The organism is Glycomyces tritici (assembly GCF_030403505.1).
On record NZ_JAUEMJ010000011.1, the window covers coordinates 149432 to 175059 of the forward strand.

A 25628-nucleotide genomic window follows, 5' to 3' on the forward strand; every position below is an offset into this window, starting at 1 on the left:
CCGCGACGGGAAACCGGCATGAACGGCCGCCGACCCGGAGCCGCTGCTCCGGGTCGGCGGTTCTCATTGTGATTGAAGGGGGTGCGGCCGCTAGGAGGCCGTTCCGGTCACTGTCGTGCCGTTCTTGACGACCGTGTAGTCGACCGACTCGCCGCCCCAGAGGTGGTACGTGATCGTGACGGGTTCGCCGTCCCTGATCGCGTTGACGAAGGCGCTCGGAACGGTGATCGAGCCGTTGATGTAGTCCGGCAGCCAGCTCACCTGCGACTCCTGGAACGCGGTCCACTCGGCGGGGCCGGCGTTCGAGCCGTCCGCGTAGTGGGCCTCCATCTGCTCGATGTGGTCGCCATTCCACTGCGTCGGGATGACGAGCGAGCCCGTCCCGGTCGCGTCCGAGAGGACGGCCTGGTCGAAGGTGATGATGTTGATGCGCCACGGGACGCCCGCGGAGAAGCGGGCCTCGATGGTGGCGTTGGTGCCGTAGGCCCGGTCGCCCGCGAGCCGGGTGAGGGTCGCGGCCTTGAAGGTCAGCGTGTCACCCGAGAGCGTGTAGTCGGTGCCCTCGACGAGCTGCGTGTCCCCGTCCCACACGCCCTCGAACTCGAGGCCGTTGAGGTCCAGCGTCTGCGACACGTCGCCGATGGTGCCGGCCTTCTCGAGGTAGATCCGGTCGAACGAGGTCGCACCCGAGCGGGTCGTCCAGCTGGCGGAGATCCGGTCCTGGAGGTACGGGTCGTGCCACTCCAGGGTGTTGCGGTTGAGGAACTGGATCGCGTCCCAGATCATCGTCGTGAAGTGGTACTCACGGGCCTGGAACTGCACGTCCTCGAAGAACTTCAGCATCTCCCCGTACTCGACCACCTGGGGACCGGTCACGCCGTAGTTCAGGATCGCCCACTCGCCCACGATGACCGGGATGCCGTTCGCCGTGAAGGTGTCGTGCGTACGCTTGAACGCGCCCGCGAGGTCCGCCTGGGACTGCTCCTCGTAGGTCGGGAACCCGGCGACGTTCACCGAGAACGGCCAGAACCCGTAGTAGTGGATCGTCGCGGCGACCATGTCGTCGTCGAGGCTGTCGATCATGGCCTTGACCGGGTCGAGGCGCTCCTGCGCGGCGTTGGTGTGCAGCGTCGGCAGGACCAGGAGACGGTCGTCGTTGCCGCCGCCGGAACCGCGGACGATGTCGTAGAAGACCTGGTTGAGCTCCTCGTTGTACAGGTCGCCCGCATCGTTCTCGGTGCCCGCGAACTGCGGTTCGTTATTGCTCTCGAACGACAGCCCTTCCGGGTAGTCCTTGAAGCGGGTCGCGATCTGCGTCCACATCGACTCGAACTTCGCCATCACGTTGTCGTGGTCGTTCGGCAGCTCGTCGAGCCACATCCACGAGTCGTGGTGGAGGTTGATCATGACCTGGAGGTCGTTCTCCAAGGCCCAGTCCACGACCTGAGCGACGCGCTCCATGCGCTCGGGCGCGATCGCGTAGTCCGGACCCGGGCCGGTGAACTCGTCCCAGGTGACGGGCAGGCGGATCGAGTTGTACCCCTCAGCCTTGTAGGTCTGGAGCAGTTCCTCGGTGATCATCGGGTTGCCCCAGGCGGTCTCGCCGCCCAGCGCGTCGAGGGTGTTGCCGATGTTCGTGCTCGGCTCCATGTCCGCGACCTGGTCCACGGCGTTGTCCCACTCCTGCGGGCCGCCCGTGGGGGTCTCGGTGGGCTCGCCGGTGGTGCCGTCGCAGAGGCGGCCGTTGAGGCGGAACTCGGTCGGGTCGGTGTTCTCACCGGACCAGGAGCCGGTGAACCCGAACGAAGTCGAGTCGCCGGTGGCGACCTTGGCGTTGTAGCCCAGGTTCTCCGCCTTCACGGCGTCGCCCGAGGGGGTGTGCTTCGCGTTCCACATGTTCGTGACGCGCTGACCGTCGGGCCAGGACCACTCGAGGCTCCAGCCGTCCACCGCCTCACCGAGGTTGGTGACCTCGACATCGGCGATGAAACCACCGGGCCATTCGCCGGTGACCTCGTATTCGACCTCGCAGCCTTGGGCTGCTTGGGCGCTGACCGCGCCGACCAGACCGGCCGTCATGGCGGTGACGGCGGCCGTGGCGATCACGCCGAGGCGCAGCCGTCTACGGACAGTGGTTGGACTCATTCGGGACTCCTTGCAGGAGAAGGGATTCATAAAGAAAGGGGGGTTCGGAAGCATCGAGGCATGTAGATTCCTGCTCGATTTCGAGTACGGTACTCAACCGCCGATGAGTTTGTCAACGAACAGAACCAAGTAAGCGCTCGCCGCATGACCCCGTGGGGACTCAAGTCGACATTGGGGACATAATTTGACGCCGTCGCCATAATTTTGGCGGCCAACCTCTTCAGGCTGCAGCATGTGACCGGTGGTTGGTTCTCTCTCTTCACAAAGGAGTGGGTGGGCGGCAGGTACACCGTTCCCCCGCTGCCCGTCCAGATCGGGCATGCCGCGGGCGCGGACGGTCGCCGCCGGTGCAGGCGTGTCGCCAAAGCGGTGAACGTCGATCGGTTCAGGTTTGGCCCGTGATATCGAGGACGAGCGCTCCCCCAGGCGCGAGGAGCGGGAGCCGCCGACGTCGGCGAGCACCGAGCCGGACAGGCGTAGGCCGCCGAGCGCGAGTCATGGCGGGGTCAGCGGTGGACCCTCGCGCCCAACGATGCGCCGTCTCCCCGGCTCCGCGCGCAAGGGCTAGGACACCTGCGAGGGCGACAGCGTCAACGGCACAGCCCCGGTCATCGGGACCGCCACGGCGCGTCGAACCAGCAGCGGTCGCTCCGTTACGTCAGCGCGAAAGCCGCCCCGCGCCCTGCGGAGCGGCTTTCGCATTGTGGCGCTTCAAAGCGATCTCGCGCGCGTCCGAAGCGTGAGCACTCGGGGAGAATTGACCACTACTCGGTGAATTCCGCCAACTGCGTCAGCGGGCGGACTAGCTACGTTCGACCGGTGACTGGCTTTGCTCTCGCGTCGGCCGACCGATTCGGCACCGCGTTCGTTGAAAGCGTCGATCCAGGGAGCGGGCGACTGGCGCCGCGAGCTGCGCTCGATACCGATGCGCCGGTGCTCTCCCTCGACGGCGACTGGCGGTTCCGCTGGTGCGCCGGCCTGCACGACCTCACCGAGGGTTTCGAAGCGCCCGGCTTCGACGCGAGCGGCTGGGCGGTTCTCGCCGTTCCGTCGATGTGGCAGATGACCGACCTGGATGGCGAAGCGCCGTATGGGAAGCCGCAGTACACCAACATCGCCTACCCCTTCCCGGTCGACCCGCCGCGGGTGTCCGAGGCGAACCCGACCGGTGAGTACCGGCGGACGTTCGAGCTGCCTGACGGGTGGCTCGAGAGCGGGCGCGCCGTGATGCGGTTCGAGGGCGTCGATTCGGCGTTCGCGGTGTGGATCAACGGCATTCGCCTAGGTGACGGCAAGGGTTCGCGGCTGCCGACCGAGTTCGACGCGACCGAGCATCTGGTGGCGGGTGAGAACACCGTGGCGGTTCGGGTCCACCAGTGGTCGGCGGGCTCCTATCTGGAGGACCAGGACATGTGGTGGCTTTCGGGGATCTTCCGGCCCGTCGCCCTCGTCCACCGCCCCGAGAACGGCATCGACGACGTGTTCGCGCACGCTGCTTACGACCACGCCACCGGCCTCGGCACCCTCCGCGTGGAGACCGCCGCGAACGCCCGCGTCACCGTGCCCGAACTCGGCATCGACATCGCCGCAGGCGAGAGCGCCACCATCCCGGTCGAACCGTGGACCGCCGAAACGCCACGCCTGTACGACGCCGTCGTCGCCACCGAGACCGAACGCGTGAGCCTGCGCATCGGCTTCCGCACCGTCACGATCGAGGACGGCGTCCTCAAGGTCAACGGCAAGCCGATCCTCCTGCGCGGCGTCAACCGCCACGAATGGGACCCCGACACCGGCCGGACCCTCACCGTCGAGACCATGCGCCACGACCTCGAACTCATGAAGCGGCACAACGTCAACGCCGTCCGCACCAGCCACTACCCGCCCGACCGCCGCTTCCTCGACCTCTGCGACGAACTCGGCGTCTGGGTCATCGACGAATGCGACCTCGAAACCCACGGCTTCGACGCCAGCACCTGGCGCGACAACCCGGCGAAGGACCCCGTCTGGCGCGACGCGCTCCTCGACCGCATGACGCGCATGGTCGAGCGCGACAAGAACCACCCGAGCGTGATCATGTGGTCCCTCGGCAACGAATGCCGCGAAGGCCAGAACCTCGACGCGATGGCAGCTTGGGCCAAGGAACGCGACGCGAGCCGACCGCTCCACTACGAATGCGACCTCCAGTGCCGCTATGCCGATGTCTACAGCCAGATGTACGTCGGGCACGCCGATCTCGAGCGCATCGGCCGCCGCGAAGAAGACCGATGCGACGACCCGGCGAACGACGAACGCCGCCGGAGCCTGCCGTTCATCCTGTGCGAGTACGCCTTCGCCATGGGCAACGGCCCCGGCGGCCTGAGCGAGTACCAGCGCCTGTTCGAGCGGTACCCTCGCCTCCAAGGCGGATTCGTGTGGGAGTGGATCGACAAGGGCGTGCGCAGGCGCACCGAGGACGGCCGCGAATGGTTCGCCTACGGCGGCGACTTCGGCGAACAGCTCCACGATGGCAGCGTCATCGCCGACGGGCTGGTCTTCCCCGACCGCACCCCCTCCCCCGGCCTCATCGAGTACAAGAAGGTCGTCGAACCGGTCAAGATCCGCATCAACGCCGAGACCGCGACCGTGTCGGTCGCGAACGGCTACGACTTCATCGACACCGCGCATCTGCGCTTCGAATGGCGGATCGAGGACGACGGCGAGCAGGTCGCGAGCGGCGTGCTCGAAGTGCCGGTCGCGACGGCCGGGGCGGCGGTCGTCGCGGACTGGCCCGAAGCGCTCGCGAAGGCCATCGCATCGCCGTCCGAGGGCGAGCGATGGTTGACCGTGAGCGCACGTCTCGCCGCCGACAACGCATGGGGCGAAACCGGATTCGAGCTCGCTTGGGGCCAGACGGCGCTGTCGGCGGCGCCGGTGCCGGTCGTAGACGGCCCGGGCCCCGCGCCCGTTGCCGCCGCGGACAGGTGCATGCTCGGCGGGGCCGTCTTCGACGGCTTCGGTCGCCTGACCTCTTTGGGCGGCATCGAGATGACCGGACCACGCCTGGACCTCTGGCGGGCGCCGACCGACAACGACCGGATCTCCTGGTTCGGCACCGGCCTGGCAGCCCAGTGGCGGAGCCGCGACCTCGCACTTGACCGGCTGGAGCATAAGACGCTCGCCGTCGAGGCGGACTCCGACGGGCTCGTCGTCACCACGCGAGTCGCCGCGGCGGGCGCGGACACCGCGATCGGCGCCGTGTACCGCTGGCGCGCCGACGCGGCGGTGCCGGCACGGCTCTGGCTCACCGTGGCAGTGGCGCCGGAGGGCAAGTGGGAGGCGCCGCTGCCACGCCTGGGCCTGCGGCTCGCGGTACCGAAGGCCCTCAACGAGGTCGAATGGTTCGGCGGCGGGCCCGGCGAGGCCTACGCCGACACCCGCGCGGCCGCCCGCGTCGGCAGGTTCCAGTCCACTGTCGCCCGAATGCAGACCCCGTACATGTTCCCGCAGGAGAACGGCTCCCGCATCGACGTGCGCTGGGCGACGCTGTCCGGCGGCGGCCGCACGCTCAGCTTCATCGGCGCACCGTCGTTCGCGTTCACGGTGCGGCCGTGGACGAGCGAGGACCTGGACGCGGCGCGGCACCCGCACGAACTCGTCGAACGAGGCGAGCTGTACGTCAACGTCGATGCGGCCCTGCACGGGATGGGCACGTCGTCGGGAGGCGTGGAGGTCGAGCCCGAGCACCGTCTGGAAGCGCGGACGACAATGTTCACGGTCGGCTTCGAGGCGGGCAGCGACCGATCAGTCTGCGACCGCCCCGGTCTTGGCCGAGCGGCTGGATGATCGCCGAGCGCCGGCGCCGATCGGCGCCGAGATCCCCTCGCTGACCCACTTGTAGACGCCGCCGTTCCAGCCTGAGTCCAGCTCGACCGACACGAGCGAGGTCGGCAGCTGGTACAGGAAGACCGCGGCGAGCCCGTAGACCGCCATCAAGGGGCGGCGCGCAGACTCGCGACCGAGCTCGTGATGGCTGCGTATGTCTCGTCGTCCAGCGAGGTCAGCTCCCCGTCGTGAGACGCAGGCCCGTCACTGCTTGCGGTTCGATGGCGATGACCATGTCCAAGGGGTGCTTCATCCAGGACTGGACCTGCAACGCGAGCTGCTCTGCGTGGGGATCGCGTGAGATGTCGGTGGCGGTGCCCGTGACGAGCACGCTCCAGCCGAGCCGGGTGCGCGGCTCGATCTCATCGGCCTGATAGGTCACCCGCGAGTCCGCTTGATGCCTTATCGCCCGTCCGAGCGCGGAGGTGTGTCGCGTGTAGATGATGATGCGGCCGTCGAGCACGACGTGGTTGAGCGGCCGAATGGTGGGGACGCCATCGGAGAGGAAGGCGACGCGCCCGAACCCGGCACGGCCGAGCAGTTCGAGCGCGAGCTTCGGGTCGAGTTCGACGGGGACTCGCTGGCTCTCCATTGCTTTCCTTCGCGACGATCTGGAAACACCGCGACCGAGCGGATGCGGTCTCCGAAGTCGCGACTGGCCGGGAACCGGCCAGGCACGCAAGGGCAGGCCGGCCCTTCGTGATTCGACCGTATCAAGGTTCCGGGTGGCAGGCCGTCGAACGTTCGATCGCATGCCCGGGCATCAATCAGGGCGCGATTGTTGGGCGTTCGCAGCCGTCCGCATATCCCAGTTGGGAACGCCTGCGTCATTGCGACGAGCCGCATCAGGAGCCGTACTGGGCAAGGATGCCAATTCGCAGCTTCACCTCAGGATTGCGGACAGACTGGAGCCGAGGACGGAGATCGAGGGGGCACTGCCGATGTCACGCGTTGTAGTGGGCATTGACGGCTCGCCGTCGTCGATCGCGGCCTTTCGCTGGGCGCTGAAGCAGGCGAAAGCGACCGGGGCTGAAGTCGAGGCGGTTCACGCTTGGCAGTTCCCGATCAGTTTCGGAGCGCCCGTGGCGCTACTGCCCGGGGAGGACATCGCCGCTGAAGCAGGGACTGCGCTGGCCGACGCCATCGAGCACGCCACAGCCGCTGATTCCGGGGTGACGGTCCACCGTCTGGTCGTGCTTGGCGATCCTGCCAGCGTCCTGCTCGGCAGGGCAGAGGGCGCGGATCTGCTCGTGGTCGGCGACCGCGGCTACGGCGGGTTCGCCCGCTCGCTGCTCGGGTCGGTCAGCCAGCACTGCATCCATCACGCGGCCTGCCCCGTCGTCGTCATCCGCGACGGACAAGAGCAGGCCGGGTTACAGCGAGGAAGTGGAAGCCATGTCGGATCGTGTGCGACGCCAAGGAGGCATCGTGGTCGGGGTGGACGGTTCGCCTTCGTCGCGACGGGCCCTGGACTGGGCGTTGCGGCAGGCCGATGCCACCGGCTTGAAGGTCGTGGCCGTGCTGGCCTGGCGGGCGCCGACCGGCTACGGGACCGGGGCGCTCGTAGCGCAGGGTGTGGACTGGGCGGACGAGGCGAGGGTTTCGCTGGAGGCGATCGTCGCGCCCGCTTCAGCACCGTGGCCGCAGGTGCCCGTCGAGCAGCGGGTCCTTGAAGGGCACCCGGCCGAGATCCTGCTCGCCCAGGCCCGAAGCGCCGACCTCCTCGTCGTGGGCAGCCGAGGCCACGGCGGGTTCGCAGGGGCACTGCTCGGCTCGGTGAGCAATCACTGCGTCCACCACGCGACCTGTCCCGTCGTCGTCGTCCACGACAGGGCATGAGCACACGAGCGGCCTCAGCCCTCTGCGGGGCCACTCGTCGAGTGCGCCGCCGCTGCGATCGCAGTCGCCCAAGAGCGGACGCGGTCGAGCTGACCCGGTACCAGTGGTCCGAGGGTCTTCTCGACCATGAAGCTCGCAGGGCGCGCGATGATCGCGAAGCCGCTGCGGCGCAGCCTGCGGGTCGCGGCGCGAGCAGCGGACCCGGGCACGTGGCTGATCCGTGTGTCGAAGGCGGCCGCCCGCGTGCCGGGGGCGGCTTTGGCCGCCTCAAGCCATTCCCGGACGCCGATCCCGGTGGAGACCAGTTCGTCCGGCGTCATGCCTGCGGCCTCTTGGCGTGAAGACGGGCGGCTCAACGTGAACCCGTGTGTAGGGGCGCCGAGCACCACCAGGCCGATGGAGGCGTCGATTGACGCCGGTGCCTCGCCGGCTTCGTAGAGCTCGACCTCCATGTGCTTCGCGAGTTCCTCCGAAAGGGCTTCGGCGACGGTCCTCGTGTTGCCGAACATCGATTCGTAGATCACTGCGGCTCGCATGGCGACCGCCTTTCTGCAGTTGGGAATGGACTTGGGCCCGGCCCCGACTTTGGAGCCGGGCCTCGTGCGAATCCCGATCGGGCGTCCGCGTCGTGGAGCAGCGCTCGGCTCAACGCGTGTCCATGTCCTCCTTCTGTGCGGCGACGGCCGCCCGGCCCGCTTCAAGGCGGGCGATGGGGACGCGGAACGGCGAGCAGGAGACGTAGTCGAGACCGATGCGGTCGAAGAAGCGAACGGAGGACGGGTCGCCGCCGTGCTCGCCGCAGACGCCGATAACGAGGTCGCGGTTGGCGGCCCGGCCCTCTTCGACCGCGAGCTCGACGAGGCGGCCGACGCCCTCTTCATCGAGGGACTCGAACGGGGAGTCGGCGAAGACGCCCTTGGCGAAGTAGACGGGGAAGAAGGAGCCTTCGACGTCGTCGCGGGAGAACCCCCAGGTCGTCTGTGTGAGGTCGTTGGTCCCGAACGAGAAGAACGCGGCGCGCTCGGCGATGCGCCCGGCCGTCAGCGCGGCACGGGGCAGTTCGATCATCGTGCCGATCGCCGCGTCGACGGCGATGCCGGTCTCGGCGGCGACTTCGTCGAGGACGCGGCGGATCTCGGCGTGCATGAGGTCGAACTCCTCGACGCTGCCGATGAGCGGCACCATGATCTCCGGGCGGGGGTCGCTGCCGGCCTTGATGCGGGCCGTGGCGGCGAGCGCGATCGCGCGGACCTGGACGGCCACCAGGCCTGGAACGGCCAGGCCGAGTCGTACACCGCGCAGACCGAGCATCGGGTTCTGCTCGTGGAGGCGTCGCACGGCCGCCAGGAGCCGGATGTCGGTCTCGTCGGGCTCGCCGCGTGCTTCGGCCAGCGCGACCTTGACGGACAGCTCGGTGAGGTCGGGCAGGAACTCGTGCAGCGGCGGGTCGAGGAGCCGGATCGTGACCGGCAGCCCGTCCATGGCGGCGAAGAGCCCGGTGAAGTCCCCGAGCTGGAGCGGGAGGAGTTCGGCGAGCGCGCTGTCGCGTTCGTCCTCGGTGTCGGCGAGGACGAGTCGTTCGACCAGGCGGCGGCGCTCGCCGAGGAACATGTGCTCGGTGCGGCACAGGCCGATGCCGTCGGCGCCGAAGCGCCGGGCTCTGGCGGCGTCTGCGGGCGTGTCGGCGTTGGCGTGGACGCCGAGGCGGCGGCGTTCGTCGGCGTACGCCATCATGCGGGCGACGGCTTGGACGACGGGGTCGGCTCGGTGCTGTTCGCGGGTGAGGCGGCCTTCGAAGTACTCCACGACCGGTGGCGGGACGACGGGGATCGCCCCGGCGTACACGGCTCCGGTGGCGCCGTCGATGGAGACGATGTCGCCTTCGCGCACGACGGCGCCGCCGGGGGTCGTGAACTGCTTGCGGTCGTAGTCGATCTGGAGGTCGTCGGCACCGACGACGCAGGTCTTGCCCATGCCGCGGGCGACGACGGCGGCATGGGAGGTCTTGCCACCGCGACTGGTGAGGACGCCGGCGGCGGCGATGATGCCGGGGAGGTCGTCCGGGCTGGTCTCCCGCCGGACCAGGATGGTCGGGCCTTCGCGTGATTCGGCGGTGGCGGCGTCGAAGACGGCCGCGCCGACGGCGGCTCCGGGTGAGGCGGGCACGCCGGAGGCGATCGGTTGGGCATTCGCCTCGGTGTCGAACCGGGGGAACATCAGCTGTGAGAGCTGCTCGCCGGTGACGCGGCCGAGGGCGTCTTCGATGCTGATGCGGTTGTCGTCGACCAGTTGGAGCGCGATGCGGAACGCCGCTGCGGCGGTGCGCTTGCCGATGCGGGTCTGGAGCATCCACAGGCGCCCGTGCTCGATGGTGAACTCGATGTCGCACAGGTCCTGGTAGTGCGCTTCGAGGAGCGCCATGATGCGCAGGAGTTCGGCGTAGGCGGCGGGGTCGAGTTGCTCGAGCTGGGCGAGCGGCACGGGTGTGCGGACGCCGGCGACGACGTCTTCGCCTTGGGCGTTCGCTAGGTAGTCGCCGTAGACGCCGGGAGCGCCGGTGGCGGGGTCGCGGGTGAAGGCGACGCCGGTGCCCGAGTCGGGCCCGAGGTTGCCGTAGACCATCGACATGACGTTGACGGCGGTGCCGAGGTCCTCGGGGATGCGTTCGCTGCGGCGGTAGACGCGGGCGCGGTCGGTGTTCCAGGAGTCGAAGACGGCGCGGACGGTCATGTCGAGCTGCTCGCGCGGGTCCTGCGGGAAGTCGATCCCGGTGGCGGCGTTGACGATCCGCTTGTAGTCCGCCACGAGGTCGCGCAGGGCGGCGGCGTCCAGGTCGATGTCGCGTCGCGCGCCGCTGCGGTGTTTGGCCTCTTCCAGGGCCTTGGTGAACTCCTCGGCCTCGATGCCCAGGACCGTGGCGCCGAACATCTGGATGAGGCGCCGGTAGGAGTCCCAGGCGAAGCGTTCGCCGCCGGCGGCGGCCAGGCCGATCACGGCCTCGTCGTTGAGTCCGATGTCCAGGACGGTGTCCATCATGCCGGGCATGGAGAACTTCGCCCCTGAGCGGACGGAGACGAGCAGCGGGTCCTCGGGGTCGCCGAGGCGTTTGCCGCGATCGGCCTCCAGGCCCGCCAGGTGCTTGTCGATCTCTTCGGCCAGGCCCGGAGGGTCGTCGCCGGTGGCGAGGTAGCGGCGGCACGCCTCGGTGGTGATGGTGAAGCCGGGCGGGACGGGCAGGCCGAGGTTGGTCATCTCGGCGAGCCCGGCGCCTTTGCCTCCCAGAAGGTCGCGGTGGTCCTTGTCGCCTTCGGCGAAGGCGTACACGTACCTGTGCGTCGTCGCGGTCATCGCAGTGCCTTTCTTCGTCAGGTGCTCATGGTTCATTTGATGCCCGAACCGGCCCGTCCAGCTTGGGCCCATCGGGACTGGCGGGGGGAGCTAACGGTCCGAAAGCATCGGCCGTCGGGCGCCGGGACGGTCGCGGAGGCTCCGGGCGAGCGGGTCGGGTTCATCGCCGATGCGGGCAAGTCGGAGCTTGATGTCGACGGCTTGGACGCCGCAGGGGGCGGGTATGACCGGGTTGACGATGCCGCGGCGCGTTCGACGAAGGCGTCGACCATCGGCTGGACGAGCACTGCGGCGTCTTCGTCGCCGGGGATGGGCGCGACCACGAGGTGGCACCTACGCTCGCCGCCCCGCGTTCGCGCGATCCGGCCGCGTAACGCTGCTACGGTCGAATCGAGGGCGCGAGCCGCCTGTCATGGAACCGAGCCGCCACCGGCGAGACCGCCGGCGGCAGGCAGCGCGGAGGCTGATGTGGAGCACGAGCGAGAGCCGGTCCGACTGGAGCCCAAAGTCGCGATGGGGTACCTGATCCACGCCGAGTACGGGCGCGTCGCGTTCGTCGTCGACGGGCTGCCGGTCATCAGGCCGCTGAACCACGCCGTGGTCGATGGCGAGATCGTCGTGTACACCCACCACGCCTCGGCGTTCGCCGAAGCCGTCAAAGCGCAGCCGGGACTGCCCGTCTCGTACCAGTCCGACGAGATCAAGGCCCACAGCCACTTCGGCTGGAGCGTGCTGGTCACCGGCACCGCGACCGACGTCTCCGACCACCCCCGCGCCGCGCAGCTGGGCAGGCAGGTCCAGTCGTGGATCGACCGGCCCCACGACATGGTCATCGCCATCCATCCCCGCGAAGTGACCGGCCTGCGCCTGAGCATCACCCACTGAGCCCGCTTCCGCTTCTCGTGACCACCGGCCCCAGGGCGAGGGACCTTCGGCACTGATTCAGCGCCCCCGCCGCGGCGAGACTGGAGACCGAGAGGAAGGAGCGGGTCATGTCGAACCGCAATCAAGAGCGGGGCATCGTCGTCGGTGTCGTCGCATAAGGAGCAACGAAATGGTGGATCAGGTACCCGAACGCATCGTCGTAGCGATCGACGGCTCGCCGGCGTCGCTCGACGCCCTACGGTGGGCGATCGACCATGCCGATCGTCTCGGCGCCGTCGTCGAGGCACTGCACGTCTGGCAGATCCCCAACGAGTACGGCGTCCCGATCACGAGAGTGCCCGGCGAGAACTTCGAGGGCACGGCCAAACGCGCCCTGCAGGGCTCGATCGACGAAGTCCTCGCCGGCCGGACCGATGCACCGGTCGAGGCGGCGACCCTCCAGGGGTATCCGCCCAAGATCCTGGTCGAGCGCTCGAAGACCGCGGACCTGCTGGTCGTCGGCAGCCGCGGGCGAGGCGCGTTCGCCGGCACCCTGCTCGGTTCCGTCAGCCTCCACTGCGTCACCCACGCCGAATGCCCGGTCGTCGTCGTCCGGGGCTGAACACGATGGACACGCTTGGGCCGCGACCGATGGTCGCGGCCCGTGCGTGTCCGTTTAGAAGGGACCGAAGTCCCTGCATCCGGAGCATTTGGTCGCTGTGACGGCACCGCTCGAACTGGTGACATGGAGTGACCGGCCGCGGCATCGACGGGCGGCCTCCATGCTCGACAGTGACGCGGCATTGGCGGCCGGTACCTGCGCAGGTTCCGGCCGCAGTCGAAGGAAGTGCCCCAGCAGGAGTCAGGCGGACTTGCCCCAGTCCTCGGCGAAGAGGCCGTAGAGCTTCTCGTGCGCGGAGTTCTTGTCAGGGAACGCCACCTGCACTTGGACGTGCAGCTCCTTCCCGGCGAAGATGATGTGCTTGCCCTGCTCGGGCGGCGGGGAACCGAGGAGGACGGTCCCGTCGGCGCCATCCTTGATGATCACGCCCCAGAACGTGTCGGTGAACATCTTGGCGAGGTGCGCCTTCGCGGGGAGCTGCTTGAATCCCAACCGCCACCGTTCAACGGACTTGGTGTCGGCGGTCAGGACGATGTTGTAGGAGTACACGTGCTCTTCGACGCCGCTGGTGGTGTCCGACCAGCTTCCGGAGAACTGGTAGGTGACGTTGAGGTTCTGCTTCTCGACGGTGAAGGTGGTCCGCGCCTCGGTGGACCGGATGCCGCCGGAGACGGCGGTGGCGTGGACGGTGTGCTCGCCGAGCGCCCATGCTTCGGCGTGGGCGTACGCCCACATGTCGCCGGTGACCGGCACGGTGCCGAGGGCGGTGTCGCCGTCTTTGAGTTCGACGGCGCCTGCGTGGAATGCGTGCCCCTCGATGTGCGCCGAGTCGTCGACGTGCGCGCCGTTCTTCGGGGTGGTGATCTGCACGGTCGCGGTGGGTTTCACCAGGTAGAAGTTGCGGTAGGCGCGGCCGGACTTCGCGCTGCCGTGCACGGCGAGGACAGCGAGTTCATGCTTGCCCTCGCTCCAGTCGGTGCTGGGCGTGAAGGTCCACTGGCCGTTGGAGACCGGAACGGTGCCGATGAGCTTGAGCTCGTCGTAGATCTCGACCTTGTCGACCGCCCCGGGGGCGGTGCCCGAGACGTGCTGCGTGGCGTTCTCGACCTTGGCATCGGCGAGCGGCTGGTCGATGACCGGCACCGGTACGACTTCTTTGTACGCGAGGGCGGACTGCGGCTGGTCGTTCCACGTGCCGGTGCGGCTTCCGGGCAGCTTGTACTTCGTGAGGTCGGCGATCTCGCTCTTCGCCGGCACGGGGAAGCGGTGGCCGCCCTGGTCGATCTTGGTGAACAGGGCGTTTTCCTCGTTGGTGCCGTTGACGACGGAGGAGACGCCGTCGTCGGACTGGTTGAAGCCGTGTTCTGAGAAGTTGTTCGAGGTCGATCCGGCAGGGATGACGAGGATGGAGGTTCGGGGGCCGTCGACATTGAAGTTGATGTCGGCGAACAGGCAGAACGTGTTGGGCGGGCATTGGTCTTTGCCCCTGCCGTGGATGACGTACGGTTCGGTCACGTCGATTCCCTTCCTGTTGTCAGGATTGTGCGGTAGATGACGTTGTATGCCGGTATCCACCGCATAGGCAAGATTAAATCGGTAACCGCATGAGTGTCTATCGCAAATGCGACAGTAAGCGCAGGTAGCGCAGAGATCTTAAATCGGTAGGAATCGCTCCCGGTGAGCGTCTGATCCGAACGGGACCGCCCTCGACCTCCGGGCGACGAGGAGGTCGAGGGCGGTCCTCGCTATACCTTGCAATGAGGGGCCCGCGGTGCAGAGCGGCTCGACGGCCGCGCGGGAACCGCCGCTAGTACGACGTCAAGACGGGCTCGTCGTGGTCCTCGTCCGAGTGCACTGCGGTGCGCGTCGCCTTCAGCAGCGGCGCGCAGGCGATCGCCGTGGCGATCAGGATGCCTGTCGCGACAGCCAGGGCGATGGTGTAGCCGTGGACCGGTGCCGCATCGAGTGTGGCGTCGGCGTTCTCCGCCAGGTAGGAGGCGGTCGCGCTCGTGGCGACGGTGTTCAGCAGTGCGATGCCCAGCGCCGCGCCGAGCTGCTGGGCCGCGTTGTAGGTCGCCGACGCGGCGCCGATCTCGTGGCCTCCCATCCCGGTGGTGGCCAGGATCGCGGTGGGCGTGATGACCAGGCCGAGCCCCAGCCCGGTGAGCACCATCGCGGGAACGAGGAAGAGCGGCAGGACGTTCGCGGTGTCCGCTTCCAGCCGGGTCAGCAGGAGCATCCCTGCCGCGGCCGCGAGCAGGCCGGGCAGGATCAGGGCCGCGTTCGGGACGCGGCCGTACAGGCGGCCCGCGATGAGCATCGAGCCGACCAGGGCCGCGACGGCGTTGATGATGAGCGTCAGGCCCGCCTGCAAAGGCGTGTATCCGAGTACGGCCTGGGTGTAGTAGCTCATGAAGAGGTAGAAGCCGAACATCGAAAGGATCATGAGCGTGATCGCGATGAACGCGCCCGCGCGGGCCCGGTGCGCCAGGATGCGCATGGGCAGCAGCGGGTCCGATGTCCGGCGCTCGACCAGGACGAAGACCGCCAAGAGCAGGACGCCGCCCGCGAGGAGGCCCAGGACCACGGGCGAGTCCCAGCCGCGGGGCTCGGCCTCGTTGAAGGCGTAGACGATGGCGACGAATCCCGCCGAGCTGAGGACCGCGCCGGCGACATCGAGTCGGCCGGTGCCCCGCACGGGGAGGTCCTTGGGCACCAGGGCCGTGCCGATGAGGGCGAGGACCGCGATGGGCACGTTGATGTAGAGGCACCACCGCCAGCTGGCGTACTCGGTGAGCAGGCCGCCCGCGATCAGGCCGACGGCTGAACCCGCGGCGCCGATAGCGGCGAACACGCCGAACGCGCGGCCCCGTTCGCGCGGATCGGTGAAGGTCGTCGTCAGCAGCGCCAGCGCGGCCGGGGCGAGCAGGGCGGCGAAGACGCCCTGCAAGGCGCGGGCACCGAACAGCATCGCCGGGTCGACGGCGAGACCGCCGAGTGCGGAGGCGGCCGCGAACCCGGCCAGGCCGACGCCGAACGCGCGCCGGTGGCCCAGGAGGCCGCTGATCCTGCCGCCGATCAGCAGGAGGCCGCCGAAGGCCAGCAGGTAGGCGGTGATCGCCCAATGCCGGCTCGCGTCGCTCATCCCCAGCTCGTCCTGTGCGGACGGAAGGGCGATGTTGACGATGGTCCCGTCAAGGACCACCAGGAGTTGTGCCGCTGCCACCACGGGCAGGGTCCATCGTGCTGCGCGTGACTCAGTCATGTCGCCTCGTCCTCATCGCGAATCCTCTCGAACGTTGTTCCATGAAACTAACAGTGTTAGTTGCATCGAGCACCGTACTACACTGAGGCTCGATTCAGGCGAAGGAGGGTCGGCATGAGCGGAAAGCACGATGCCGAGGAGGTGCGCAGCGTCTGGCTGCGGCCGGCCCGCACGGCGAAGGAGGATCCGCCGCTCTCATTGGCGCGCATTGTAGAAGCGGCCGTAGCGCTCTTGGACGAAGAGGGCATCGAGCAGCTCTCCATGCGCAGGCTCGCCCAACGCCTGGGCGTCGCCGCTCCCTCGCTGTACTGGCACGTGAAGACCAAGGACGACGTCGTCGACCTCGCAGTCGACGCGATCTTCGGCGAGGTGGCCCCGGCCCCCGAGCGGGCGGTCGGCTGGCGCGACGACCTCACCGCGGTGCTCGTCGCCTGGCGCACCGCGCTGCTGCGACACCCTTGGGCCGCAGCGGTCACCGCCCGGCGCCGTCCGAGCCTGGGGCCGAACTTCCTCGCGCAGATGGAGACGCTGCAGTCCACGCTCGTCCGCACCGGCTTCACCGACCACGCACTCCGCGCGGCGACCTGGGCGCTGTACAACCACGTCATGGGCTCGGCCTCCACCGAGACCGCACTCCACATCAGCGACGAAGAACGCCGCATCGGCCAACAACGGCTCCAGTCCGAGGCCGACCGCTACCCGACCCTCGCCGCCCAGCGCTACCTCTACGACGACGACTGGGAAGGCAGCTTCCACAACGGACTGCGCTTCCTGCTCGACGGACTCGCACTCCAACTGGACACGGACGCGCCCTAGCGCCCTCGCGGGCACCTCGAGAGCATCGGGCCATCCGGCACGCCGGCCCTGGCTCGCCCGAGCATGAAGCCGGGGTCCACCTCAGCGCCTTACCAAGCCCCCACTGCCGTGATCGGTCAGCCGAGCCGCACGGCATGCACGTTCTGCAGCTCCCCTGAGGCCGGTTGAAACTCCGTGGCGGTGGCGCCTTGCTCGGTGATGGTCATGAGCGCTGTGCCTCCCGGGCTTGGAATCGGAGTGCCGACAGTCGATCGACCACGCAATGAACGGTTTTCGCAATCCATGGTGATCGTGTCGGTGATTCGGCCGAACCCCACCGTCGGATATCCGTCAGCGGCGATCACCGTGAATCGCGCTCCGGCGCCTGTGCCGATCCTAGGGTTTTCCGTGTCGTATTACGCGACCGCAGCAAGTCGCCACCGAAGCGGCCATGCCGGACGCGAACCGAGGAGGGAGACGGCGATGTCCAGGAAGTTCAGGGCCGCCTTGACGGCTGCCGGTGCGGCCGTGCTCATGGCCACCGGCTTCACCGCCGGGACGGCGTCCGCGGCACCGGCCGATGCCCCGGAGGCATGGGACGACTGCGCCAAGGGCCACGTCTGCATGTGGTCGAAGCCGGACTTCAGCGGTGAGAAGCTCGTCGATTGGAATCCGCGCCATGCCGGCGGCGCGCTCTACAATCTGTCGGCCTCGACCGAGTACCGGGCCAGTTCAATCCGCAACAACTCCAATTTCCCCGTTCGTCTGGCCAATCAGCGCGACGGCACCGGAATCGGCCTGTTTCTCGTCTGCGCGCATACGAGTCGTCGCGACCTCTACGGATTCGACAACGCCACCAAGAGCATCGTGACGTTGCACCAATGCAGGCCCCCGGTGGAGCCCGAATGAGCGCAGACCGAGCGGTGCCGCTGATGCGGCAGGGGCTTTGCGGCAGGCTCAACACCGGGCCGCACGGCCCCTGACCGCCGCGTGCTCTGCCCACGCACGGCGACGCCCGTTTCGTGGAATCCGCCGGCTGGAGTCCGCGCTTCAGGAGAACGACGTGGTTTCGTACTCGTAGTGCTCGCTCATCGTTGCGAGTTCATCGTCGAGCGTCTTGAGGACGAAGCCGATGGGCTCGAAGTCCTCGAGGTTCTTCTCCTCGCCGAAGTAGTCGGCCAGCGCGCCGTCTTTCATAGCGGCTTTGATCGCCTCCGTGTCGCCGCCTTGCGCGAAGACCTTGATGTCGGATTTTGCGAGTGTCTCTTTGTGCGCGTCTTTGACGTCGGTGCCGACTTCGGCGCCGAACCCGTTGTAGGAGGCTTGCGCAGCGGCCGTGAGGTCGCTTTCGGACGCTTTCGAGGTGATGGTGATGGCCACGATCCGCCCGTAGATGACATCGGAGACGAGCAGCGGAGGGTTGTCCCGGTCCATCGTCCCCAACGTCTTCAAGCGGGCGAGCCGCTCTTCGGTGAACTTGTCGCTGAACAGATCTTCGGGGCTCACGATCTGCACGCTGGCGGTGAAAGCCCGCTGCTGCAGGAAGGCCAGCACGGTGTTCTGGTTTTCCTTGCGGTTGCTCTCGACGTTAAGGCTGGCGGCGAAGCCGCCGTATTTTCCGGAGACGTTCAGTGAGAGCGCCGTCTGCTCGCTGGTCTGGGCCTCGGCGATGGAGAACCGGATGTCGGACGAGGTGCATTTTCGACCCGCCACCGCCTCCTTGATCGCGCCGTAGACCGCGTCGTAGATGGGCGGCACTGGGCTGATCTTGCCGCTGTTGAGCGCGGTGATCACCGGGGTGAGCGGCACGCGCTCCTCCGTTTCGACCTTGGCAGAGGTGAGCGCCCCATTCGCGATGGCGGTCTTGGACTGCACGATCGCCCCGGGGAACAGGTCGCCGAAGGCCGAACGGAACGTCATCAGGGTCTGAGGGGTTCGGACCACTCGCCACCGCTGCGTGGTGATCGTCGTCCAGCCGCCCAACCAGACTGGCTCTGTCGTGGTGTGCAGGAGCGTCTTTCCATCCGGATGGGGAGGAGCCAACTCCTTCCAGGACTTCCACTCCCGCAAGTGCTCACTGACGTCCGCCTTGGCGTCGCGAGCTCCGGTGCCGACCTTCGACACCGCGTAGGCGTCATCGCCCATTCGAGCGATGACGCGTAGCCGATGCGCTTTGGCGATATTGGGAAGCTGCAACGAACCGAGGTCCGGCCCTTTGGCGACGACCCGAGGCGCCTCACCCTCGGCGCCTTCAAGGACGACCTGATAGTGGTCGGCTCCATTGACGTTCCAGTCCAGCTCCCACGATCCGTCCGGGTGGGCGATTGCCCACGCGGGGGCCACGTCCTTGATATGGGGCATCGGCGGTCGCTTGGGCTGTTGTTCGGGCCCGCCGTGATCCTTGGTTGGCACGGCGGTAGTGGTCTGCTGTTGCACCATTGCGATCTCCTCGATCTAGGCGTCGGCGTGCACTGCGCATCGCCAGTCACTGAACGTGAGAATATCGACACATTCCGCGCTACCGGCTGGTTCAATCCGGACACCGCGCTCGATGCCGTCTCGACCCCGCCCGAAGACATGCTGAACCCGCAGGTCAATGTCTCTATTCGCTGCTGGGACGCCGCCTCGTGTCAACTTCCCGACATCGCGGATCCGACCGTGCCTGGTACCGCTGACGGCGCTCAGCTCACCTTGACGACCATGGGGCGGTCACCGTCGGCGCCGCGGCCCCTACGACACCGGGCTTCCGTTCGCACTGGCCTGGGCCGCTTCCACGAAGCTGCGCACCGACCCGCTCACCGAACCGGCGCGGGGCCGATGCCCTCACCGAGGCGATCCCATCCCGAAACTGGTCCGTCCACCCGATCGGCAAGGGCAGCAGAAACCTGCACGAATACGCCTGCGGCTGGCTCGACCTCGCTGTCGCCGAAGAGGTCACCGGCCGCCCACATCCTGGCCTGGATCCGATGGCGACGCCGGAAGAACAAGGCCGCCAAGCGAAGCCACTACCGCCGCCGCGACCAGCCCGAACAACTCACGGATGGAGCACTAGTTCCTGAAACGACAGCGGCCTTCTCGCGCCGCCTGAAGCCAACCGTTACGAGGTCCGCGGCCAACACCCTGATCCACGTCACGCCTTGCCCGCTGAGGCCCGGGGCCAATGTCCCCTCCCGCGCGGGGGACAGCAGTCCTGCGGATGCGGGGGCTGGCATGACTGCGCCGCACTTTCGTCCACAGCAGAATCATCACTGTCAACACCCCGCGGCCCTGCCGCTGACAGTGAAGGAAACCCATGTCCCACTTCAAGCACACCGCTCTCACCCGGCGGGCCGTCTTCGGCGCGGCGACCGCCGCCGCCGTGGTCGCCGGCGACCCGGCCCACGCCGCAACCGCCGACGCCACCGGCTTGGCTCAACACCTGATCGACTCGACCGCCGCCCGCTTCGAAGCGGATCTCATCGCGCTGCGCCGCGACCTCCACGCCCATCCCGAAGGCCCGGGCGAAGAGACCCGCACCAGCGCGCTCGTGGCCGAGCTCCTGACCGCCGCCGGGCTCGCCGTCACCACCGGTGTCGGCGGCAACGGCGTCGTCGGCATCCTCAAGGGACACCATCCGGGCCGAACGGTGGCCTACCGTGCCGACATGGACGCCGTGCCGCCGCACGATCAGATCGGCGGCGGAGCCGACACGGCGCACCTGTGCGGGCACGACCTGCACACGGCCGTCGGCGTCGGCGTCGCACAGACCCTCGCGCGGTTGCGCCGCAGGCTGAGCGGCACCGTCGTATTCGTCTTCCAACCCGCCGAAGAGGATCTGACCGGCGCCCGCGCCATGATCGCCGACGGTATCCTGAACACCGGCCCCGAGGAGATCCACGCCCTCCACTGCGCGGCGATGCCCGTGGGCACCTTCGGGATCAACCCCGGCGTCGGGCTGCCCGGTCAAGACCGCGGCACCGTCGTCCTCACCGGCCCGGACGCGGGCGACCGAGCGGCCCGGCTGGCCGCCGACATCAACGGGCTCAGCACGGTTCCACTGCCGACGAGCTCCGAAGACCTTGAAGCGCTGGCCGAAGCGCTCCAGATCGAGGACGGCCCCCTCACGCAGTTCGTCACCGCTCAGGCCTGGGTCGAGAGCGAATCCGAGGACGGCGCCGAAGTCGGCCTCGCCTACCGCTGCTGGCCCCAGGAGCGCTACACCGAGGTCCGCGACGGCATCGCCGCACTCGCCGCCGCCTATGGCGTTGCGGCCGTGCACTTCCCGGCCGATCCCTTCCCCGCCATGGTCTGCCCGGAGACGGAGGCCCACGACCTCAAGCGCCACCTGCGCCGCGCGATGGGCCGGGACTCGGCGATCGTGATGCGCGCTTCGTTGCCCTTCAGCGGCGAGGACTTCGCACTGTTCCTCGAACAGGTCCCCGGCACCTACACGTACCTCGGCGTCCGCTCCCCCGGAGCCGACATCGCCACGTCCTTCCCCCACTTCGGCACGTTCGAACCCGACGAGTCCGCCATCGGCATCGGCGTCCGCGCCATGTCCGGCTGGCTCGCCGAACGCACGCGCTGCTGACGACTCCCCCGGCGGTGCTCCCGGCGATGCGAGCCGAGAGCCCCCGCTCCGCATCCGGGGCATAGCCGACGCACGAAGGCACGATCGGCGCCAAGGCGAGTGCGCTGACGCGATGCTCGACGGGCGGGGTGACCTCCGCGAGCTTGGAGTACATCGATGAAACGCGGATATGGCGGAAACTGCCGGAGTCGACTGCGCGCATGCTGAGGAGCCGGGCGGACCTGACTCCTCAGCATGTCCTCGGCGGTCAGCCGGCCATGTCGAGGACGAGGTCCGCTGCGATGTCGGCGCCGTCGGTGCGGACCAACGGGCCGACCTCGGCGGCGCGCGCCCGCGCCTCGGGCGCGAGCGCGATCCCCAGCGCGGCAGTGAGGGTCTCGGTAGTGGGCACAGGGCCGTCGTGGTGGGCGCCGATGCCGAGTTCGGCGACACGACCGGCCCAGTAAGGCTGGTCGACGATCTGGGGCACGACCACCTGCGGTGTGCCCGAGCGGGTCGCGGTGTGGGTGGTGCCGGCCCCGCCGTGGTGGACGATCGCGGCCGCTCGTGGGAACAGCGCCTGCTGATTGACCTCGTCGATGACGAAGCAGTCGTCGGCGTCGTCGATCGGGGCCAGCCCGGCCCAGCCTCGCGAAAGGACGGCGCGGCGGCCGTGCGCGCGGACCGACTCGACCACCGCGCGGGCCGCGTCCTCGGCATCGCGGACCGGGATGCTCCCGAACCCGATGTACACCGGGGCATCTCCAGCATCGAGGAAGACCTCCAGGTCGGCAGGGAGCGGGCGCTCGTCAGGCAGCATCCAGGCGCCGGTCTGGACCACTTCGATGAGGTCCGTCGGCTCCCAGGGGCTGAGGACCGGGTCGGTGGCGAGCCAGCGGTGATCGGTCAAGGTGCGGGTCCGGATGTCGTCGGTCGGCGGCAGCCCGATGGACTCGCGGTAGGCGTTGACCGGTTCACCGAACGTCGCCTGCATCTTCCGCTTGTCCCACTCCCACAGCTCACGGTTGTCGAGCCCCTCGGGCAGCGGCCATCCGGGCATCGGGAACGGCCGCTGGGTGTGCGAGGGCAAAGTGGTGGGTTGGAGGGCGGCGCTGGCGAACGGAATGTCGTAGCGCTCGGCGATGGCTTGAGCGGTGGCGACGACGGGGAACAACCCGGTTGCGATGATCGCGTCGCAGCCCTCCTCTGCCACGGCAGTGAACGCGGGGCCGTGGGAGGCGAGGATCTCGCGGATGTGCTGGTGCATGCTGGGGCCGGTGCCTTTGGCGATGGCCTGGACCATCTGGCGGATCGGCGCATCGACCGGCATGTGCCGTGCGCCGGCACGGTTGGCCAGATCGGTGAACTCCCGGTCCGGCGGCGCGGCGATCGTCACGTCGGCGCCCTTGGCGGTGAGACGAGCGGCGAGTCCGGCGAGCGGTTCGATGTCCCCGCGGGACCCGCGGGAGGCGAGCAGTACGCGCATTCCATGTCTCCTCGGTTGGAGCGATTTCGGTGTCGACCGCCGATTCTGCCCCAGGTCAGAACCCATATCAGGCCCCCGGTGAACCTGGTTTCGCACTCGGGGTGATAGACAATGAAAGGGGCAGGGAACAGCGCGTCATGCGGCCTTGAGCCGGCCCGATTCGGTTTCGTGCCAGAGCGGCACCGGTTGGCCGGGCCTGTAGATTCGCCGCCTTCCTTCTCTCAGCAGAGATTTGGCGCGACACGGGCGCTTGACATGCCCGCTCCGCTCTCTTTCAGCCGCTGGCGAACCCGTCCCGATCTACACAAGCCCACGGCGACGGCAGCCCCGACCTCTGAACTGGCGCGAAGAATGGCGTCGCGATCCCTCTCCCGGTTTGCGCCTGGGCGTCGAAGACGCCCCATGGGATAGCCGGATAATGCCCGAGAGAGCGACCCGATCGAGGGTCGGCGGATGACGAGCAGGTCCGTATCACGGACACCCCCACTCGCCCAGGCACGCAACCACGCCGGCCACAACGTCGCCGCGCTCGTCGACGCCCTCAAAGGAAAACCTGGCAGACCAAGCAAAGCACTCACCCTTGACCAGGCCTTGCTCCTCTACGCCCGCCGGGACCGCCCGTTCCGCGGCTACATCGCGCTCTCAGTGCTCAGGGGCATCCGCACCGAGGAAGCGCGCCGCTCGAATGGCGGCATTTGCATCTCCACCCAGTCGCCTGCAGGCAGGTGCATCCGAGCCCCCTCGCTCCTGGAATGGCATTCAGTCCGCGAGGACGGCGATGGTGGAGTACCGGTCGATTGGCTGGCACTTTCACCAACCGTCGGTAATCGCGGCGGTTCTCTACGACAATCGATCTCGGCGTCAACGGGCCCGTCGACGCCCGCCTCGAAGAACCGGAGACACCATGACCTACCAGATCGGCTACCTCGTCGGCAGCCTCGCCACGGGCTCGATCAACCGCACGCTGTCGAAGGCGCTCATCGCTTTGGCACCCGACGACCTCGAGTTCACCGAGATCCCCATCGGCGATCTTCCGCTCTACAGCTGGGACTACGACGCCGACTTCCCGCCAGAGGGCAGGCGGTTCAAGGAGGGCATCGAGTCCTCGGACGGACTGCTGTTCGTCTCCCCGGAGTACAACCGGTCGATCCCCGGGGCGCTGAAGAACGCCATCGACTGGGGCTCGCGTCCGTGGGGGCAGAACTCCTTCGCCCGCAAACCCACCGGCATCATCGGCGCCTCACCAGGCGGCGTCGGGACGGCGGTGATGCAGTCGTCGATGCGCAGCGTGCTGAGCTTCCTCGACGCGCCACAGCTCAACGCCCCCGAGGCGTACATCACCTACACGCCAGATGACTTCGGCGAGAACGGGTCGGTGACGAACGAGAGCACCGCCAAATTCCTGCGCCACTATATGGAGGAGTACTGCGCTTTCGTACAGCGAGTCCTGGCCGCCAACGCCCCCGGGCACATCGGCGACAGCGACCCCGCCTCGACCAAATAGGCCTGTCGGGTCCCTACAGTGCGGTTTCAGCGGCGCACGCCGCGGCGTACGCGGCCTCGAACTGCGCCTACCCGCCGGGGTCGAAATCGAGGATCGTCTCGCGTCCCCGCAGCAGCTCCCAGCCCTCGTCCATGAGCTGGCCAATGTGCGGGTAGACCGAGAGGTACAGGTTCTCGACCAGGGCGGTGCACGGTACCGGTTCCGGCAGCGGGACGTCAGTGAAGACGACGCCGTCGGTCGAAGGGAATTCGTTCGGCCGGTTGACGAGGTGCATGGAGGCCATGCGATCGGTCATGGCGCATGTCTACCTGCGGTTCGGGTCGGCATACAGCGGTCTGCGCGGAAGAATCTGCCGCTTGCATGAACGGCGCTCATGGAAGTGGCGGCGGAGCGCCGCGGATGCCCGGACGGCGAATGCGTGGCTAGATTCGCTCGGTGAGCGACCTTTCCCCGAGCGAGTTGCGCGTCCTCGTGGCCGTGACCGAAGAGCAGAGCTTCACCCGGGAGGACGCACCAGTGTGCCGGGCGGTCTGTTCGAGTACCAGGGTGTTGCGGCCCCACAAGCAACGCTCGGTGCGCACGGTGTGCGCTATCCTCGCCGGGAGCTGGAGGAGGTTGCCATGACCGAACCGTCGATTCCGTCCGTGTGGGCGCGTGAGCTCGCCGCGAAGCCCGCCGGGCTCAGCCGCGATCGGATTGTGGCCGCCGCGCTGGAGCTGCTGGATGCGGAGGGCTTGGCGGCGTTGAGCATGCGCTCGCTCGGGAAGCGGCTCGACGCGGGCGCGACCTCGATGTACCGGCACGTCGCCAACAAGGACGAGCTCATCGAACTGGTCGTGGACGAGGTGTACGGCGAGGTGGCGGTGCCCGAGCCGGCCGGACGGGACGGCTGGCGCGGCGGGGTCGCCGCTGCGGCGCGGAGCCTGCGTGCGATGGCGCTGCGCCACCAGTGGGTGACCGGCGTCCTCGGGCAGGTGGGACTGGCCTACTTGGGGCCCAATCTCTCTCGGGTCTCGCAGCGGATGCTCGACGTGCTCGGCGCAGGCGGGTTCGACCCGCTGGAGGCCGATCAGGCGATGAGCGCGGTCACCTCCTTTGTGGTCGGCACTGTGACCAGTGAGGCCGCGTGGCTGAGCCTGGTCCACCGCAGCGGCAAGTCCGAGGCGGAACTCGTCGCAGGCCTGCAGGAGGTGCAGGACCACCTGAACGAGACGGCTGCCGCCGAGGCGTACGACGACCCGGCCGTGTACCGCGAGGACGCCTTCGCGTTCGGGCTCGATCTCATCTTGGACGGGCTTCAAGCCCGGCTCGACCGCAAGCCCTGACCTCGACCACCAGGACGGGCGGCGC

At 68.4% G+C, this 25628-nt stretch carries 18 protein-coding genes and 2 pseudogenes; 10 read left to right on the forward strand and 10 right to left on the reverse strand.

All coding sequences use genetic code 11. The features are described from left to right. Window positions 1–90: 90 nt before the first annotated feature. Window positions 91–2145 (reverse strand): cellulase family glycosylhydrolase, encoded by a 2055-nt coding sequence (locus QWI33_RS25730; protein ID WP_289959708.1) that lies wholly within the window; start codon window positions 2143–2145, stop codon window positions 91–93. Between the two features lie 933 nt (window positions 2146–3078). On the opposite strand from QWI33_RS25730, the gene QWI33_RS25735 reads away from it, so the two are divergent. Beyond that, window positions 3079–5967 carry a glycoside hydrolase family 2 TIM barrel-domain containing protein gene (locus QWI33_RS25735; protein ID WP_289959709.1) on the forward strand — a complete coding sequence of 963 codons (2889 nt, stop codon included), beginning with the start codon at window positions 3079–3081 and terminating at the stop codon, window positions 5965–5967. 15 nt (window positions 5968–5982) lie between these two features. Here QWI33_RS25735 and QWI33_RS25740 read toward each other — a convergent pair. Together QWI33_RS25740 and QWI33_RS25745 are read right to left on the reverse strand one after the other, a co-directional pair. After that, a pseudogene (locus QWI33_RS25740) lies at window positions 5983–6185 on the reverse strand (hypothetical protein); the annotation flags it as partial. Then, complete coding sequence (locus QWI33_RS25745; protein WP_289959711.1) at window positions 6182–6598, reverse strand: pyridoxamine 5'-phosphate oxidase family protein; 417 nt, start codon at window positions 6596–6598, stop codon at window positions 6182–6184. The pseudogene QWI33_RS25740 and the gene QWI33_RS25745, both read right to left, overlap by 4 nt. A gap of 349 nt (window positions 6599–6947) precedes the next feature. Between QWI33_RS25745 and QWI33_RS29515 the strand changes: the two are divergent. Then, window positions 6948–7361, forward strand: a pseudogene (locus tag QWI33_RS29515) (universal stress protein); the annotation flags it as partial. A 40-nt stretch (window positions 7362–7401) separates the two neighbouring features. Continuing rightward, entirely contained in the window at window positions 7402–7845 is a 444-nt protein-coding gene (locus tag QWI33_RS25755; protein ID WP_435367606.1) for a universal stress protein, read from the forward strand. A gap of 14 nt (window positions 7846–7859) precedes the next feature. Here the strand turns inward: QWI33_RS25755 and QWI33_RS25760 are convergent, their stop codons facing one another. Together QWI33_RS25760 and ppdK are read right to left on the reverse strand one after the other, a co-directional pair. Next, window positions 7860–8381 carry a flavodoxin family protein gene (locus QWI33_RS25760; protein ID WP_289959714.1) on the reverse strand — a complete coding sequence of 174 codons (522 nt, stop codon included), beginning with the start codon at window positions 8379–8381 and terminating at the stop codon, window positions 7860–7862. Window positions 8382–8490: 109 nt separating this feature from the next. Continuing rightward, window positions 8491–11193: a pyruvate, phosphate dikinase gene (ppdK, locus tag QWI33_RS25765; RefSeq protein ID WP_289959715.1), complete on the reverse strand. Its 2703-nt coding sequence runs from the start codon at window positions 11191–11193 to the stop codon at window positions 8491–8493. A 468-nt stretch (window positions 11194–11661) separates the two neighbouring features. Here ppdK and QWI33_RS25770 point away from each other — a divergent pair, with 468 nt between their 5' ends. Further along, window positions 11662–12078 (forward strand): pyridoxamine 5'-phosphate oxidase family protein, encoded by a 417-nt coding sequence (locus QWI33_RS25770; protein ID WP_289959716.1) that lies wholly within the window; start codon window positions 11662–11664, stop codon window positions 12076–12078. A gap of 169 nt (window positions 12079–12247) precedes the next feature. Further along, complete coding sequence (locus QWI33_RS25775; protein WP_289959717.1) at window positions 12248–12679, forward strand: universal stress protein; 432 nt, start codon at window positions 12248–12250, stop codon at window positions 12677–12679. A 240-nt stretch (window positions 12680–12919) separates the two neighbouring features. On the opposite strand, the gene QWI33_RS25780 is transcribed toward QWI33_RS25775, so the two are convergent. Further along, window positions 12920–14194 (reverse strand): peptidase inhibitor family I36 protein, encoded by a 1275-nt coding sequence (locus tag QWI33_RS25780; RefSeq protein ID WP_289959718.1) that lies wholly within the window; start codon window positions 14192–14194, stop codon window positions 12920–12922. A gap of 292 nt (window positions 14195–14486) precedes the next feature. Further along, window positions 14487–15944: an MFS transporter gene (locus tag QWI33_RS25785; RefSeq protein WP_289959719.1), complete on the reverse strand. Its 1458-nt coding sequence runs from the start codon at window positions 15942–15944 to the stop codon at window positions 14487–14489. Between the two features lie 114 nt (window positions 15945–16058). Between QWI33_RS25785 and QWI33_RS25790 the strand changes: the two genes are divergently transcribed. Both QWI33_RS25790 and QWI33_RS25795 read left to right on the forward strand, forming a co-directional pair. Further along, window positions 16059–16760: a TetR/AcrR family transcriptional regulator C-terminal domain-containing protein gene (locus tag QWI33_RS25790; RefSeq protein WP_289959720.1), complete on the forward strand. Its 702-nt coding sequence runs from the start codon at window positions 16059–16061 to the stop codon at window positions 16758–16760. Window positions 16761–17222: 462 nt separating this feature from the next. Then, window positions 17223–17648, forward strand: a complete 426-nt coding sequence (locus QWI33_RS25795; protein WP_289959721.1) for a peptidase inhibitor family I36 protein — start codon at window positions 17223–17225, stop codon at window positions 17646–17648. Window positions 17649–17789: 141 nt separating this feature from the next. Here QWI33_RS25795 and QWI33_RS25800 read toward each other — a convergent pair whose 3' ends face one another. Continuing rightward, window positions 17790–19178 (reverse strand): thiol-activated cytolysin family protein, encoded by a 1389-nt coding sequence (locus tag QWI33_RS25800; protein WP_289959722.1) that lies wholly within the window; start codon window positions 19176–19178, stop codon window positions 17790–17792. An 853-nt stretch (window positions 19179–20031) separates the two neighbouring features. Here QWI33_RS25800 and QWI33_RS25805 point away from each other — a divergent pair. Continuing rightward, window positions 20032–21309 (forward strand): M20 metallopeptidase family protein, encoded by a 1278-nt coding sequence (locus QWI33_RS25805; protein WP_289959723.1) that lies wholly within the window; start codon window positions 20032–20034, stop codon window positions 21307–21309. 247 nt (window positions 21310–21556) lie between these two features. Here QWI33_RS25805 and QWI33_RS25810 read toward each other — a convergent pair whose 3' ends face one another. Then, on the reverse strand, window positions 21557–22774 hold the full coding sequence (locus QWI33_RS25810; protein ID WP_289959724.1) for a glycosyltransferase: 1218 nt from the start codon (window positions 22772–22774) through the stop codon (window positions 21557–21559). Window positions 22775–23678: 904 nt separating this feature from the next. On the opposite strand from QWI33_RS25810, the gene QWI33_RS25815 reads away from it, so the two are divergent. After that, window positions 23679–24278 (forward strand): NADPH-dependent FMN reductase, encoded by a 600-nt coding sequence (locus tag QWI33_RS25815; RefSeq protein WP_289959725.1) that lies wholly within the window; start codon window positions 23679–23681, stop codon window positions 24276–24278. 67 nt (window positions 24279–24345) lie between these two features. On the opposite strand, the gene QWI33_RS25820 is transcribed toward QWI33_RS25815, so the two are convergent. After that, a complete protein-coding gene (locus QWI33_RS25820; protein ID WP_289959726.1) occupies window positions 24346–24573 on the reverse strand; it encodes a hypothetical protein in 228 nt (75 codons plus the stop codon). Between the two features lie 325 nt (window positions 24574–24898). Here QWI33_RS25820 and QWI33_RS25825 point away from each other — a divergent pair, with 325 nt between their 5' ends. Then, entirely contained in the window at window positions 24899–25603 is a 705-nt protein-coding gene (locus QWI33_RS25825; protein WP_289959727.1) for a TetR/AcrR family transcriptional regulator, read from the forward strand. The last annotated feature ends 25 nt before the right edge of the window (window positions 25604–25628 follow it).

Bases quoted from the DNA above. Each gene is read 5' to 3' on its own strand.
- QWI33_RS25755 (WP_435367606.1), top strand. From the start codon at position 7,402: ATGTCGGATCGTGTGCGACGCCAAGGAGGCATCGTGGTCGGGGTGGAC.
- QWI33_RS25745 (WP_289959711.1), bottom strand. From the start codon at position 6,598: ATGGAGAGCCAGCGAGTCCCCGTCGAACTCGACCCGAAGCTCGCGCTC.
- QWI33_RS25730 (WP_289959708.1), bottom strand. From the start codon at position 2,145: ATGAGTCCAACCACTGTCCGTAGACGGCTGCGCCTCGGCGTGATCGCC.
- ppdK (WP_289959715.1), bottom strand. From the start codon at position 11,193: ATGACCGCGACGACGCACAGGTACGTGTACGCCTTCGCCGAAGGCGAC.
- QWI33_RS25810 (WP_289959724.1), bottom strand. From the start codon at position 22,774: ATGCGCGTACTGCTCGCCTCCCGCGGGTCCCGCGGGGACATCGAACCG.
- QWI33_RS25825 (WP_289959727.1), top strand. From the start codon at position 24,899: ATGACCGAACCGTCGATTCCGTCCGTGTGGGCGCGTGAGCTCGCCGCG.
- QWI33_RS25805 (WP_289959723.1), top strand. From the start codon at position 20,032: ATGTCCCACTTCAAGCACACCGCTCTCACCCGGCGGGCCGTCTTCGGC.
- QWI33_RS25795 (WP_289959721.1), top strand. From the start codon at position 17,223: ATGTCCAGGAAGTTCAGGGCCGCCTTGACGGCTGCCGGTGCGGCCGTG.
- QWI33_RS25815 (WP_289959725.1), top strand. From the start codon at position 23,679: ATGACCTACCAGATCGGCTACCTCGTCGGCAGCCTCGCCACGGGCTCG.
- QWI33_RS25800 (WP_289959722.1), bottom strand. From the start codon at position 19,178: ATGGTGCAACAGCAGACCACTACCGCCGTGCCAACCAAGGATCACGGC.
- QWI33_RS25760 (WP_289959714.1), bottom strand. From the start codon at position 8,381: ATGCGAGCCGCAGTGATCTACGAATCGATGTTCGGCAACACGAGGACC.
- QWI33_RS25785 (WP_289959719.1), bottom strand. From the start codon at position 15,944: ATGACTGAGTCACGCGCAGCACGATGGACCCTGCCCGTGGTGGCAGCG.
- QWI33_RS25775 (WP_289959717.1), top strand. From the start codon at position 12,248: ATGGTGGATCAGGTACCCGAACGCATCGTCGTAGCGATCGACGGCTCG.
- QWI33_RS25790 (WP_289959720.1), top strand. From the start codon at position 16,059: ATGAGCGGAAAGCACGATGCCGAGGAGGTGCGCAGCGTCTGGCTGCGG.
- QWI33_RS25820 (WP_289959726.1), bottom strand. From the start codon at position 24,573: ATGACCGATCGCATGGCCTCCATGCACCTCGTCAACCGGCCGAACGAA.